This is a genomic window from Streptomyces pilosus (assembly GCF_014649835.1).
GTDB lineage: Bacteria > Actinomycetota > Actinomycetes > Streptomycetales > Streptomycetaceae > Streptomyces > Streptomyces pilosus.
The window spans coordinates 158630-171546 of sequence record NZ_BMTU01000010.1 but is presented as its reverse complement, the minus strand read 5'-3'; the positions used below and the strand labels follow the sequence as shown (position 1 = coordinate 171546).

At 73.3% G+C, this 12917-nt stretch carries 13 protein-coding genes; 12 read left to right on the top strand and 1 reads right to left on the bottom strand.

Annotation, left to right across the window (positions count from 1 at the left end; translation table 11 throughout):
• Nucleotides 1-24: 24 nt before the first annotated feature.
• From IE118_RS23785 to IE118_RS23750, 8 genes are all read left to right on the top strand, one after another.
• Nucleotides 25-1617, top strand: a complete 1593-nt coding sequence (locus IE118_RS23785) for an FAD-binding oxidoreductase (protein WP_189560053.1) — start codon at nucleotides 25-27, stop codon at nucleotides 1615-1617.
• 62 nt (nucleotides 1618-1679) lie between these two features.
• Nucleotides 1680-2561, top strand: coding sequence for a YegS/Rv2252/BmrU family lipid kinase (locus IE118_RS23780; RefSeq protein ID WP_189560052.1), 882 nt, complete (start codon nucleotides 1680-1682; stop codon nucleotides 2559-2561).
• 143 nt (nucleotides 2562-2704) lie between these two features.
• Nucleotides 2705-3142, top strand: a complete 438-nt coding sequence (locus tag IE118_RS23775; protein ID WP_189560051.1) for a Fur family transcriptional regulator — start codon at nucleotides 2705-2707, stop codon at nucleotides 3140-3142.
• Nucleotides 3143-3175: 33 nt separating this feature from the next.
• The gene (gene katG / locus IE118_RS23770) at nucleotides 3176-5407 is read left to right on the top strand and encodes a catalase/peroxidase HPI (RefSeq protein ID WP_189560050.1); all 2232 of its coding nucleotides are present in this window, start codon (nucleotides 3176-3178) and stop codon (nucleotides 5405-5407) included.
• Nucleotides 5408-5540: 133 nt separating this feature from the next.
• On the top strand, nucleotides 5541-5771 hold the full coding sequence (locus IE118_RS23765; protein WP_189560049.1) for a hypervirulence associated TUDOR domain-containing protein: 231 nt from the start codon (nucleotides 5541-5543) through the stop codon (nucleotides 5769-5771).
• Nucleotides 5768-6112 (top strand): DUF3140 domain-containing protein, encoded by a 345-nt coding sequence (locus IE118_RS23760; RefSeq protein ID WP_268248963.1) that lies wholly within the window; start codon nucleotides 5768-5770, stop codon nucleotides 6110-6112. Before IE118_RS23765 ends, IE118_RS23760 begins: the two co-directional genes overlap by 4 nt.
• 258 nt (nucleotides 6113-6370) lie before the next feature.
• The gene (locus IE118_RS23755; RefSeq protein ID WP_189560048.1) at nucleotides 6371-7336 is read left to right on the top strand and encodes a YihY/virulence factor BrkB family protein; all 966 of its coding nucleotides are present in this window, start codon (nucleotides 6371-6373) and stop codon (nucleotides 7334-7336) included.
• Nucleotides 7337-7531: 195 nt separating this feature from the next.
• Complete coding sequence (locus tag IE118_RS23750; protein ID WP_189560047.1) at nucleotides 7532-8011, top strand: hypothetical protein; 480 nt, start codon at nucleotides 7532-7534, stop codon at nucleotides 8009-8011.
• 160 nt (nucleotides 8012-8171) lie between these two features.
• Here IE118_RS23750 and IE118_RS23745 read toward each other — a convergent pair whose 3' ends face one another.
• Nucleotides 8172-8594 (bottom strand): DUF350 domain-containing protein, encoded by a 423-nt coding sequence (locus tag IE118_RS23745; RefSeq protein ID WP_189560046.1) that lies wholly within the window; start codon nucleotides 8592-8594, stop codon nucleotides 8172-8174.
• Between the two features lie 258 nt (nucleotides 8595-8852).
• On the opposite strand from IE118_RS23745, the gene IE118_RS23740 reads away from it, so the two are divergent.
• The 4 genes from IE118_RS23740 to IE118_RS23725 all read left to right on the top strand — a co-directional run bounded on the left by IE118_RS23740 (nucleotide 8853) and on the right by IE118_RS23725 (nucleotide 12897).
• The gene (locus IE118_RS23740; protein WP_189560045.1) at nucleotides 8853-9209 is read left to right on the top strand and encodes a hypothetical protein; all 357 of its coding nucleotides are present in this window, start codon (nucleotides 8853-8855) and stop codon (nucleotides 9207-9209) included.
• A gap of 168 nt (nucleotides 9210-9377) precedes the next feature.
• Nucleotides 9378-10622 (top strand): glycoside hydrolase family 16 protein, encoded by a 1245-nt coding sequence (locus tag IE118_RS23735; protein WP_189560044.1) that lies wholly within the window; start codon nucleotides 9378-9380, stop codon nucleotides 10620-10622.
• Nucleotides 10623-10802: 180 nt separating this feature from the next.
• Nucleotides 10803-11357, top strand: a complete 555-nt coding sequence (locus tag IE118_RS23730) for a tellurite resistance TerB family protein (RefSeq protein ID WP_189560043.1) — start codon at nucleotides 10803-10805, stop codon at nucleotides 11355-11357.
• Nucleotides 11358-11445: 88 nt separating this feature from the next.
• The gene (locus IE118_RS23725; RefSeq protein WP_189560042.1) at nucleotides 11446-12897 is read left to right on the top strand and encodes a WGR domain-containing protein; all 1452 of its coding nucleotides are present in this window, start codon (nucleotides 11446-11448) and stop codon (nucleotides 12895-12897) included.
• Nucleotides 12898-12917 lie beyond the last annotated feature (20 nt).

Genomic DNA, 12917 nt, shown 5'->3' with positions numbered 1-12917 from the left:
TTCCGACCGGTGAGGACGACAGTCATGGACATGCTGTGGAGCGGCTGGGGGGACCCGGCCAAGGCGACGCCGCTGCCCGACTCGGTGATCGGGCTGTTGCGCGATCTGCTCGGGGTCACGCCGCGTCGGACGGCCCCCGTGCCCATCGAGGACATGGCCGTCCCCGACGGCCCACTGGCGCCCGAAGCGCGTCGCGCCCTGATCGCGGCCCTGGGCGGAGAGGCCTTCGTGCGCACCGACGCGGAGACCCGCGTCCGGCACACGCGCGGCAAGTCCACCCCCGATCTGCTGCGCATCCGCGAGGGAGACGTGTCCGCCGTCCCCGCGGCCGTTCTGCTGCCCGGGGGACACGACGAGGTGCTCACCGTGCTGCGGGTGTGCGCCGAACACCGCCTGCCGCTGGTCCCGTTCGGCGGCGGCACCTCCGTGGTCGGCGGGCTCGCCCCCGAACCGCGCGGTGCCTTCGTCGCCCTCGACCTGCGGCGCATGGACGGCCTGCTCGACCTGGACCCGGTCTCCCGCACCGCCACCCTGCAGGCCGGCCTGCGCGCGCCGCAGGCCGAGGCGCTCCTCGCCGCGCACGGCTTCACCCTCGGCCACTTCCCCCAGTCCTACGAGTGGGCCACCATCGGCGGCTTCGCCGCGACCCGCTCCAGCGGCCAGGCCTCCGCCGGCTACGGCCGGTTCGACGAGATGGTGCTGTCCCTCACCCTCGCCACCCCCGGGGGGACACTCGACACCGGCCGCGCGCCCCGCTCCGCCGCCGGACCCGACCTGCGCCAGCTCGTCCTCGGGTCGGAGGGCGCGTTCGGCGTCATCACGTCGGTGACCGTACGGATCCGGCCCGTCCCGAGCACCAGCGTCTACGAGGGCTGGCACTTCCCCTCGTTCGAGGAGGGCGCCGCGGCGCTGCGCCGCCTCGCCCAGGACGGACCGCGGCCCACCGTGCTGCGCCTGTCCGACGAGACCGAGACGTTCGTCGGCCTGGCGCATCCGGAAGCGATCGGCTCCGGCACCCGGCAGCCCACCGGCTGCACGGCCATCGCCGGGTACGAGGGCACCCACGAGGACACCGGGTACCGCAGGGAGCACGCCGCCGCCGTGCTGCGCGCGTGCGGCGGCACCCCGCTGGGTGAGGAACCGGGCCGGCGCTGGGCCCACGGCCGCTACTCCGCCCCGTACCTGCGCGACGCACTCCTCGACGCCGGGGCCTTCGCGGAGACCCTCGAGACGGCGACGTTCTGGTCCCGTCTGCCCGGCCTGTACACGGCCGTCCGTGACGCGCTCACCGGCACCCTCACCGCCGCGGGCACCCCGCCCCTGGTGATGTGCCACATCTCCCACGTCTACGAGAACGGCGCCTCGCTCTACTTCACCGTGGTCTGCGCCCAGGGCGAGGACCCGGTGGCCCACTGGACCCGCGCCAAACACGCCGCCAACGAGGCGATCCTCGCCGCCGGGGGCACGATCAGCCACCACCACGGGGTCGGCACCGACCACCGGGACTGGTACGCCCGCGAGGCCGGCCCCCTGGGCATCGACGCCCTGCGCGCCGTGAAGCGGCGACTGGACCCGGAGGGACTGCTGAACCCGGGCGTCCTGCTGCCCGCCGACTGACCCGCCCGCACCCCTCCTCCCCGCCCGTCCCCCTTCCGTCGGCCAGCCCCGGAGGCATCCCGATGCGCCAGTTCACCGCCGTCGTCAACCCCACCGCGGGCGCGGCCACCGGAGCGGCGGCCCTGCTCGCCCTGGCCCGGCACCTGAGGGAGGAGGGCGCCGAACTGCGGACCGAGTACAGCCGCAGCCTGGACCACGCGCGCGAACTGGCCCGGGACGCCGGACAGCGGGGGAGCGTGGTCCTCGCCGTCGGCGGGGACGGCATCGCGGGGGGCGTCGGCGGAGCCCTCAGCGGCACCGGCGCGACCCTCGGGCTCGTCCCCGCCGGCCGCGGCAACGACTTCGCCCGCGCGCTCGGCCTGCCCCGGGACCCACGGGCCCTCGCCCGCATCCTGCTGCACGGGGAGCCGCGGCCGGTCGACACCGTGGAGGTCGGCTCGGCCGTCCACGACCGCACCGTCGTCCTCGGCAGCGTGTACGCCGGGGTCGACGCGCTCGCCAACCGCCACGCCAACCGGTCCCGGCTGCTGAGGGGTTCGGCCTCCTACTACGCCGGCGGCCTGCGGGCCGTCACCACCTGGCGGCCCGCCCGCTACCGGGTCACCGTGGACGGCGAGGAGCACACCCACACCGGTTACACGGTGGTGGCCGCCAACTCCGGCTACTACGGATCCGGCCGCGTCATCGCCCCCGACGCCCGCGTGGACGACGGCCTGCTGGACGTCGTGATGATCCGGCACGCGCCGCGGCGGCTGTTCTTCACCCTGATGAACGAACTGAGGACCGGCACGCACGTCCGCCGGCCCCAGGTACGGATCCTGCGGGGCAGCGAGATCCGCATCGAGGCCGACCGGGAGGTCCCCTACGGCACCGACGGGGAAGTCGACGCGGTCCTCCCCGTCACGGCCAGGGTCCTGCCCGGGGCGCTGAACGTGCTGTACTGACCCCTCGTCAGGAACGAGAGCCTGGGCGTCCCTCCGGGCGGCGGCGCGCAACCCGGGAGCCACCCGCCGTTACCGGACATGACCCAAGACTGGACTTGTTCGTTCTCTGGAATTATTCGTCTCTGGGCCTATAGGTTCTGCGCATGACCGCATCCCGGCCGCCGACCGCGGCCGAGGAGCTCCGCGGTGCGGGCCTGCGTGCCACGGCCGCCCGTGTCGCCCTCCTCGACACCGTCCGCCGGGGCGGCCACCTCGGAGCCGAGGAGCTCGCCGGCGCGGTGCGCCGGCGCACGGGGCACGTCTCCCTGCAGGCGGTGTACGAGGCGCTCCACGCGCTCACCGGGGCGGGGCTGGTGCGCCGCGTCGCACCGGCCGGCGGCGCCGCCCGCTACGAGGGACGTGTCGGGGACAACCACCACCACGTGGTCTGCCGTTCCTGCGGCGCCGTCGCCGACGTCGACTGCGCGTCCGGCGCGGCGCCCTGTCTGACCGCGTCCGGCGCCCACGGCTTCGTGATCGACGAGGCCGAGATCGTCTACTGGGGCCTGTGCCCCGGCTGTTCCGCCTCCCGCAGTACCTGAACTGCGCGAACCACTTCGCCCGGAAGGACTTCCATGACCGAGAACCACGACGCGATCGTCACCGAACCCAAGGCGGAGGAGGCGGGTGGCTGCCCGGTCGCGCACGGACGCGCCCCGCACCCCACCCAGGGCGCCGGGAACCAGCGATGGTGGCCCGAACGCCTCAACCTCAAGATCCTCGCCAAGAACCCGGCCGTGGCCAACCCGCTCGGCGACGACTTCGACTACGCCGCGGCGTTCCGGAGCCTGGACCTGCCGGCGGTGAAGCGGGACATCGCCGAGGTGCTGACCACCTCCCAGGACTGGTGGCCGGCCGACTTCGGCCACTACGGCCCGCTCATCGTCCGCATGGCCTGGCACAGCGCCGGCACCTACCGCATCAGTGACGGCCGCGGCGGCGCCGGGGCGGGCCAGCAGCGTTTCGCCCCGCTCAACAGCTGGCCGGACAACGCCAACCTCGACAAGGCGCGCCGCCTGCTGTGGCCCGTCAAGAAGAAGTACGGCAAGAGCCTGTCGTGGGCCGACCTGCTGATCCTCTCCGGCAACGTCGCCCTGGAGACGATGGGCTTCACCACCTTCGGCTTCGCCGGCGGCCGCGCCGACGTCTGGGAGCCGGAGGAGGACGTCTACTGGGGCCCGGAGTCCACCTGGCTCGGCGACGAGCGCTACACCGGCGACCGGGAGCTGGAGAGCCCGCTCGGCGCGGTCCAGATGGGCCTCATCTACGTCAACCCCGAGGGCCCGAACGGCAACCCGGACCCGGTCGCCTCGGCCCGCGACATCCGCGAGACGTTCCGCCGGATGGCGATGAACGACGAGGAGACGGTCGCCCTGATCGCCGGCGGGCACACCTTCGGCAAGACCCACGGCGCGGGCCCGGCCGACCACGTCGGCGACGACCCGGAGGCGGCGGGCCTGGAGGAGCAGGGCCTGGGCTGGAGGAACACCTTCGGCACCGGCAAGGGCGCCGACACGATCACCAGCGGACTCGAGGTCACCTGGACCGACACGCCGACCACCTGGGACAACAGCTTCTTCGAGATCCTCTTCGGCTACGAGTGGGAGCTGTTCGAGAGCCCGGCGGGCGCCCACCAGTGGCGGCCGAAGGACGGCGCGGGCGCCGGCACCGTGCCCGACGCCCACGACCCGTCGAAGACCCACCAGCCGACGATGCTGACCACGGACCTCGCGCTCCGCTTCGACCCGGTCTACGGCGAGATCTCCCGGCGCTTCCTGGAGAACCCGGACCAGTTCGCGGACGCCTTCGCCCGCGCCTGGTACAAGCTCACCCACCGCGACATGGGCCCGAAGTCGCTCTACCTCGGCCCGGAGGTGCCCGCCGAGACGCTGCTGTGGCAGGACCCGCTGCCGGAGCGGACCCACGACCTCGTCGACGCCGACGACATCGCCGTCCTCAAGGAGCGGGTCCTCGCCTCGGGCCTGTCCGTGTCCGAGCTGGTCTCGACGGCGTGGGCGTCGGCCGCGTCCTTCCGCGGCAGCGACAAGCGCGGCGGTGCCAACGGCGCGCGCATCCGCCTGGAGCCGCAGCGCGGCTGGGAGGCCAACGATCCCGACCGTCTGGCGACGGTGCTGCGCACGCTGGAGGCCGTCCAGGAGTCCTTCAACTCGACGCAGGCCGGCGGCAAGCGGATCTCCCTGGCCGATCTTATCGTCCTGGCGGGCGCCGCGGCCGTCGAGAAGGCCGCCGGGGACGGCGGCCTCGACATCGAGGTCCCGTTCACGCCGGGCCGGGTGGACGCCTCCCAGGAGGAGACGGACACGGAGTCCTTCGCCGCCCTCGAGCCCACCGCCGACGGCTTCCGCAACTACCTGGGCAAGGGCAACCGCCTGCCGGCCGAGTTCCTGCTGCTGGACAAGGCCAATCTGCTGACCCTGAGTGCCCCCGAGATGACCGTCCTCGTCGGCGGCCTGCGCGTCCTGGGCGCGAACCACCGGCAGTCGTCGCACGGCGTCCTCACCACCGCCCCCGGCACCCTGACCAACGACTTCTTCGTCAACCTGCTGGACATGGGCACGACGTGGAAGGCGACGTCCGGTGACCAGACCGTGTTCGAGGGCCGCGACGCGGCCACCGGCGAGGTCAGGTGGACCGGCACCCGTGCCGACCTGGTCTTCGGGTCGAACTCCGAGCTGCGCGCGCTCGCCGAGGTGTACGCGAGCGACGACGCCGGGGAGAAGTTCGTGCGGGACTTCGTCAGGGCATGGGACAAGGTCATGAACCTGGACCGGTTCGACCTCGTCTGAGCCGTCCGCCCCACCGTTGCGGGCCGGTCCCCCTCGGGGCCGGCCCGGACGTGCGTGCCGTCCCGAGATGCGCGTGGGCCACCCTGCGGCCAGGGTGGAAGCGAACCGACCGCCACGCCGAGGAGGCGCCAGGATGGGCAAGGACAGCGACCGCCGGAAGGACCTCCACAAGGGCGACGAGGTCGCCTGGAGCAGCCACGGCAGCGAGACCACGGGCAAGGTCGAGAAGAAGATCACCGAGCGCACGGAGGAGGCCGGACGCAAGGTCGCCGCCTCCGAGGAGGAACCGCAGTACGAGGTGCGCAGTGACAAGTCGGGCAAGACCGCCGTGCACAAGCCCTCGGCGCTCAGGAAGAAGAAGTGAGCGCGGCGGAGGCGCAGCGCCAACAGGAGACCCGGGACGAGTTCCACGAGCTGGTCAACATGAAGCCGGCCGATCTCGAGCGGTGGCTGGAGACGGACGAGTCCCGCGCCGCGGGCCAGCACAAGGACGGAGGCGAGTCGACCGGCCACGCGTCCGGGCGCCGCATCGTCACGATCCTGCGCGCGGGGCGCGAGGACCTCTCGGACGACGACTACGCGCACATGCGCAAGGTCGTCGGCTACATCCGCCGCCACCTCGCCCAGCAGCCGTCCGGCGACGTACGCGACACGCGCTGGCGCCACTCCCTCATGAACTGGGGGCACGATCCCCTCAAGGGCTGATCCCGGGGCCGGGTGACGGGCGGTCAGGGCGGCGCGGTCCCCAGGACCCCGCCCCGGCCGACCGGGCGCCCGCTCCCCGCGCCCTCCACGCACTCCCGCCCCCCGCGCGTCCTGAGCCACGACGCCCGCGACCCTTCCCCCACCGCCGCCCGGCGCTCCCGCGGCCCGCCTCCGGCCCGTCGCCACCCGAGGTGTGATGCCGGGGAAAGGGGCGATCAGGAAGGGGAGGAAGCCAGTCGAGGCGAGGAAGGTCCGCGTATGGGAACCGTCGTCCGTGTTCCGCAGACCCGGGACATGATCGGTGACGAACTCTCCGGAGACGAGGCGTTCGCCGCGCTGCGGCACTACGGAGGGCTGCGGCTGCTGACCGACTCCTTCAGCCGCTTCCGCTACGCGGACGGATTCACCAACGCGCGGGCCCTCGCCTTCCAGGTGGTCCTCGGCCTGGTGCCGTTCACGGTGGCCCTCGTGGGCCTCGCGACCTCCACGCACACCGAGAGCGTCGGCCGGGTCATCGAACTGGCCCTCGGCGACATCGTGCCCGGCGCCAGCGCCGACATCGTCGAGGACGCCTTCGACGGAACCCGGCGCACCGCCCACGACGACCTCGCGAGCACCCTGGCCCTGTGGCTGGGTCTGGGCTTCGCCGTGCTGAACCTCGCCTCCGCCATGGGCCAGATCGAGCGGGGCGCCAACCGCATCTACGGCATCGAACGCGACCGTCCCTTCCCCCGCAAGTACGGCCGGGCCCTTCTCCTCGCGCTCGCCGCGGGACTGCCGCTGGTGCTCGGCTTCGTCGTGCTCGTCGCCGGCGACGCGGTGAGCCACGCGATGGCCGAGGTGGTGGGTGGACGGGGGAGCGACGCCGGGTGGTGGGGCATGCTGGACGTGCCGGTGGGACTGCTGCTGGCCTGGGTCGCCTCCGCGGTGCTCTTCCGCTGGTCGCCCCGCCGCGCCCAGCCCGGCTACACCTGGCTGGCCTTCGGCTCGGCCGTCCACCTCCTGCTGTGGGTCGCGGCGACGTGGCTCCTCGCGCTGTACGTCGAGGGCAGTGGGGCGTTCGGCGCCCTGTACGGGCCGCTGACCGCCTTCATCGCCCTGCTGATATGGGCGAACCTGACCGCCGTGGCCCTCTTCCTGGGCATCGCGTTCGCCGCCCAGCTGGAGGCGGCCCGTGCCGGTGCCGAGGCGCCGGTGCGTCCGGACCCCGGACCGGGCGGCTGACCGCCCGCTCCGCGCGCCGCCAACGGTGTTACGGCACCTCGGCCGGGAGCGGCCTGCGCGACACGCCGACACGGGAACGGGACGGGCTCTTTCCTCGTTGTCGGTGTGAGGTTGCACAATGATCGGAAAAGGAGATCAACTCCGGCGCGGTGCTGGGTAGACGGTCTCGTGTCCGGCTCCGGAAAGGTCTTGCTGATGCTCTCCACCGTCGACCGCTCGAGGTCCCTCGTCGCCCTGCCGACGGCGCGCCGCCGGTATTCCCGGGGAGGTGCCGGCCCGACACCGGCGGGCCGCCCGTCGGGCGCCGCCGCCGACGCGCTGCGCATCATCGCCGACCCCCGTACGCCCACGTACGTCACCGTCTACGCCAACGGCCGCCGCAGATACAGCTACTGGCGCCCCCTGGACTCCGCCACCGGCGCCGGCGGGTGCTACGCCGCCCTGCCCACCGCCGAGTGCGACGAACTGCAGGCGGCGGGACGGATCACCCTCGGTGAGCCCGTGGTGGACCCCAACCGCACCACGTACCGGGTCCGCCCGGCCACCCGCGCCCAGTCGGCCACGCGCGCCCCGTCGGTCACCCGCGCCGAGCCGGTGACCCGCACCGCGCCGGCCGCCCGCGTGCGGCCCGAGCCGGTGCGCGGTGCCGCCCGGGAGCGGAGCCGGGTGGCGTGAGGGCGGGCGGCGCCGCCCGGCGGTGCCGCGTCCAGCCGTTCGCTGTCCGGTGCCCGCCGCCGTCCGAGGCCGTCGGGCGGACCGGCGCGGAGCCGGCCTCCTCGGCCCCCGTCCCGCAGCGCCCCGAGCGTCCCGGCCGCGAGCCCCGCGCTCCCGTGGGTCAGGCGATGGACGCCGAGACGATGGCCGACACCGCGAGATTGCAGGACGCCGTCACCCACACCGCGGGATGGGGTTCGCGCTCCACCAGCGTGGCGCCCAGGCGACCGGGGGTGATCAGGTCGACCACCAGGAACGCCACCGCCATCATCACCAGTCCCAGCAGGCCGAACGCCGCGGTCGACACCAGCCCCTTGCCGAAGTCGTCGTACGTCGTCCAGATCGACGTGAAGACGATGCCGCCGATGCCGAGCAGCGAGGAGCTGAGGACGACGGCGGCGTTGCGGTTGCGCTCCTGCCAGATCTGCCGGCCGAGCTTCCCGGGCGTCAGGACGTCGACCAGGACGATGCCGAGGACCAGCAGGAGCAGTCCGAGTGCGCCGTAGGCGGTGGCCCGGCCGAGTCCGTTGACGATGTCGCTCATGGGTGTGCCGGCTCCGTAGCGTGAGGGATCCAGAAGTGATCGCGGTCAGGCGCGTGCAAAATGTAGCGCACCCGTTCGACCGCCCGGCCCGTGCCCCGGAAGAGGGACGCCTCCCCGGTGGCGGCGCGGTGCGCGGCGGCCCCGGGAGGGCGGCGAGCCGCCCCTGGAGCAGGAGGACGTGAGCGGTCTTCCGATGACGAGTCATGTCCGCGCGCGGGCGGGGCATCAGGAGTCCATCGGACAGAAGGAGAACGCGTCATGAGCAGGGGCAGCCGCACGCTCACCGTCCTGTACGTCGCCGTGGCCCTCTGGCTCTCCTTCTGCACGGTACGCACCTGGGGCACCGTGCCCGGCTGGACCACCTTCGCCATGGCCGTCGCCGCCCTGGCCCCCGTCGTCGGCGTGGTCCGCGAGACGGTCATCGCGGACGAGCGGCGCACCGTCGCCGTCCTGCGGGAACGCGAGGGACGCCGGGCCGCGTGGCGCGACGTGGCGGCGGCCGCCCTCGCGCAGGCCGAGGTGGAGGCCGCGTGCTGCGAACGCTGGTGGACGTCCTGCGCGACGGAGCACGACCCGGGCTGCGCACACCGGACCTCCTGGGGCCAAACGGCCTGAACCGCCGTCCGGCGCCCGGGCCCGCCCGGCGCGGCCTCCTTTCCTGGTCCGTACCAGGGTCTTGACGGCGTCTTATCTCATCCCTTGAATCAAGTCGTTGCGCAATCAACCCCCACAACCTCGGTCGGCGTACCCGTGCACCCGGGCCGCCGTACGGAAGGGAGAGCCATGTTCTCTCCGCGCACCCGCCGCAGATGGCTGATCACCGCCCTGTCCGCCGTCCTGGTCGCCTCCGGCGCGGCCGGGACCACCGCGCAGGCCGATCCGGCCGGAGCGGCCGCCCCCACCGCCGCTGCGGCCGTGACGTTCTCGGACACCTTCGACGGACCCGCCGGCGCGGCGGTCGACTCCTCCAAGTGGCAGCTCGAGACCGGCGACAACGTCAACAACCACGAGCGGCAGTACTACACCTCCGGCAACCGGAACGCCGCACTCGACGGCCGGGGCCACCTGGTCATCACCGCCCGCAAGGAGAACCCGGCCAACTACCAGTGCTGGTACGGCACCTGCCAGTACACCTCGGCACGGCTCAACACCGCCGGCAGGTTCACCGCGCAGTACGGGCACATCGAGGCCCGGATGAAGGTCCCGCGCGGACAGGGCATGTGGCCCGCGTTCTGGATGCTGGGCACCCCGGTGAACTGGCCGGACTCCGGCGAGATCGACATCATGGAGAACGTCGGCTTCGAGCCCTCCACGGTGCACGGCACGATCCACGGCCCCGGCTACTCCGGCTCCGGAGGGATCGGCGCCGGGTACACGCTGCCGGGCGGGCAGGCCTTCGCCGACGACTTCCACACCTTCGCCGTCGACTGGGCCCCCGACTCCATCACCTGGTCCGTGGACGGCAACGTCTACCAGCGGCGCACCCCCGCCGATCTGGGCGGCAGGCAGTGGGTGTTCAACAAGCCGTACTTCCTCATCCTCAATCTGGCCGTGGGCGGCTACTGGCCCGGCGATCCCGACGGCTCGACCGTCTTCCCGCAGCAACTCGTCGTCGACCACGTGTCGGTGACGACGAGTGACGCACCGGCCGGCGGCGCGATCCGCGGCCTGGCCGGCAAGTGCGCCGACGTCGCGGGGGCGAACACCGCCAACGGCACCCCGGTGCAGCTCTACGACTGCAACGGCACCGCCGCCCAGCGGTGGTCGGTGGGCGGCGACGGCACGATCCGGGCGCTCGGCAAGTGCCTGGACGTCGCGTCGGGCGGCACGGCGGACGGTACTCCCGTCCAGCTGTGGGACTGCAACGGCACGGCGGCCCAGCGGTGGGTCGTCACCGGCGCGCGCGACATCGTCAATCCCCAGGCCGACAAGTGCCTGGACGTGACGGGCAACAACGCGGCCAACGGCACCCGGCTCCAGCTGTGGACCTGCTCGGGCGGCGCGAACCAGAAGTGGACGGTGGGCTGACCCCCGCCGACGGCCGTCCGGCCGCGCCGGGCCGGACGGCCGTCGGGGTGATTCCTTTTGCCTTTCTTTTGCCATCCGGGAACACGGCCGGTGTCACGTCCGTTTGACCGGGCGAACCGCATGACCCGGGACTGGGCACCAGGACCGGGCGGACCGCGACAGACCCGAAGGTGGCACCGAATGGCGATGTGGGACCGGCTCAAGGATCAGGCCAGGACGCTCCAGCAGTCCCAGGGCGCGCAGGCGGGAGGCGCCCGGCAGCAGGGGCACGGCTCCACCTCCTCCGGCGGCGACTCCAAGGCCAAGCTGATGGGGCTGTTCAAGTCCCAGCTCGCCGCTGCCAAGACGGAGCTGAAGAGCGGCGCCTACCGGGACGCGAGCATGGCGATGTGCGCCCTGGTCGCGGCCGCCGACGGACGCGTCGACCCGGTGGAGCGGCAGCGGGTGGAGGAACTGATCGTCTCCAACGAGGTGCTGCAGAACTTCCCGCCGGACCAGCTCCGCCGGCTGTTCAACGAGCACGTGGACCGGCTCACGGCCCACTTCGAGCAGGGCAGGGCGCGGGCGCTGGAGGACATCGCCAAGGCGGCGAAGAAGCCGGCCGAGGCGCGCGCCGTCGTCCAGACCGGCATGGTCGTCGCGGGAGCCGACGGCAGCTTCGAGCCCGCCGAGCAGTACGCCGTCCGCGAGGCCTGCCTGGCGCTCGGACTCTCCCCGCAGGAGTTCGGCGTCTGACCGCCACCCCGTTGTCGGTGGCACCCCCTACGGTGTGATCAGTGGGCCCGCAGGAGCGGCCGCGGGCCCGTCCGGGGAGGGGTGTGCCATGTCTGCCGGGTCCACGGTGTCGACGACGTATCTGGAGCTGTCACAGGAGGGCGGCGGCGCGCACAAGTTCTACGAGGTGGCGGTCGACGGCCCGGTGGTGACGGTGCGCTACGGCCGGATCGGCGCGGCCGGCCAGACCCAGGTCACGACGTTCGCGACAGCGGCGAAGGCCGGGGCCGCCGCGGCCAGGAAGGTCGGGGAGAAGGTCCGCAAGGGCTATGCGCCGGCGGTGCCCGGCGGGCGGGCACCGCGTGCGGTGACGCGGCGCCAGGTGGCCTCGGCGCCCTCCACGGCACGCGCCGTGGCCCCCGTCCTGTGGCGCTTCGGGACGGGCTCCTCGGCCTTCGGTATCCATGTCGACGACGACCACTGCTGGGTCGGCAACCAGTCCGGCGACGTCTACACCCTGGACCACGAGGGCAACCCACTGGCCCGCTTCAGCCTGCCGGACGGCGTGAAGTGCCTGGTGGCCGACGACTTCTGGATCTACGCGGGCTGCGACGACGGCAGGGTGTACGACCTGTCCTCGAAGCTGCCGTTCGCCGCCTACGACATCGCGGCGGACGTCGACATCTTCTGGCTGGACATCCACGAGGGCGTTCTCGACGTCTCGGACCGCGACGGCCGCCTCACCGTCATCGACCACGAGGACGAGCACCAGTGGACCCGCCGCAGCCAGGGCGACCACGCCTGGATGGTCCGCGCCGACGACCGGGCCGTCTACCACGGCCACCACCGGGGCGTCACCGCGTACGCGCCCGACGGCAGCGGCGAGTTGTGGCACACCCCCACCCGGGGCGGCGTGCTGTTCGGCTGGCAGGAGGACGACACGGTCTACGCGGGCACGGCGCACCGGGTGGTGCAGCGGCTGTCGAAGGCGACCGGGGCCGTCGAGGCCACCTACGCCTGTGACAGTGCCGTGTACGCGTGCGCGACCGCGCCGGGCGGACGGTTCGTCTTCGCCGGTGACGCCGCCTCGTCCGTCTACTGCTTCGACCGGGACGGCACACGGCTGTGGAAGCTCGGCACCGGGGGCGGGTCGGCGCTGTCGATGCAGTACCGCGACGAGCGGCTGTACCTGGTGACGACGGACGGCTCCCTGGTGTGCGTGGACGCGAGCGAGGCCGCCGTCTCCGCGGCGCAGCAGGGCTCGGTGCCGGTGGTGCGGGACGTCAAGCTCGCCGCGGCCCTGCCCACCTACGCCCCGGCCACCACCGCGGCCGCGGTGGACACCGTCGCCCAGGCGCCGTCCGGCGCCGTGGTCGTCGAATGCGTGCGGGACGCCGGGCGGCTGCGCGTCCACGTCGTCTCCGAGGGCTACGACGACGCGTGGAACGTGCAGTTCCCCCGGGCGATACGGGAGCCGGGCGCGCGGTACGTCGTGGACGCGCTGCACCCGGCGGCCGGCGGCTTCTACCGGGTGAGGGGCGAGATCCGGCGACTGCGGTGACCGGACGGCGCCCCCGGTGG

Excerpts from the sequence above, each read along its gene's own strand:
- IE118_RS23785 (WP_189560053.1), top strand. The coding sequence starts at position 25 with ATGGACATGCTGTGGAGCGGCTGGGGGGACCCGGCCAAGGCGACGCCG.
- IE118_RS23750 (WP_189560047.1), top strand. The coding sequence starts at position 7,532 with ATGCTCTCCACCGTCGACCGCTCGAGGTCCCTCGTCGCCCTGCCGACG.
- IE118_RS23730 (WP_189560043.1), top strand. The coding sequence starts at position 10,803 with ATGGCGATGTGGGACCGGCTCAAGGATCAGGCCAGGACGCTCCAGCAG.
- katG (WP_189560050.1), top strand. The coding sequence starts at position 3,176 with ATGACCGAGAACCACGACGCGATCGTCACCGAACCCAAGGCGGAGGAG.
- IE118_RS23780 (WP_189560052.1), top strand. The coding sequence starts at position 1,680 with ATGCGCCAGTTCACCGCCGTCGTCAACCCCACCGCGGGCGCGGCCACC.
- IE118_RS23765 (WP_189560049.1), top strand. The coding sequence starts at position 5,541 with ATGGGCAAGGACAGCGACCGCCGGAAGGACCTCCACAAGGGCGACGAG.
- IE118_RS23735 (WP_189560044.1), top strand. The coding sequence starts at position 9,378 with ATGTTCTCTCCGCGCACCCGCCGCAGATGGCTGATCACCGCCCTGTCC.
- IE118_RS23740 (WP_189560045.1), top strand. The coding sequence starts at position 8,853 with ATGAGCAGGGGCAGCCGCACGCTCACCGTCCTGTACGTCGCCGTGGCC.
- IE118_RS23725 (WP_189560042.1), top strand. The coding sequence starts at position 11,446 with ATGTCTGCCGGGTCCACGGTGTCGACGACGTATCTGGAGCTGTCACAG.
- IE118_RS23745 (WP_189560046.1), bottom strand. The coding sequence starts at position 8,594 with ATGAGCGACATCGTCAACGGACTCGGCCGGGCCACCGCCTACGGCGCA.
- IE118_RS23755 (WP_189560048.1), top strand. The coding sequence starts at position 6,371 with ATGGGAACCGTCGTCCGTGTTCCGCAGACCCGGGACATGATCGGTGAC.
- IE118_RS23775 (WP_189560051.1), top strand. The coding sequence starts at position 2,705 with ATGACCGCATCCCGGCCGCCGACCGCGGCCGAGGAGCTCCGCGGTGCG.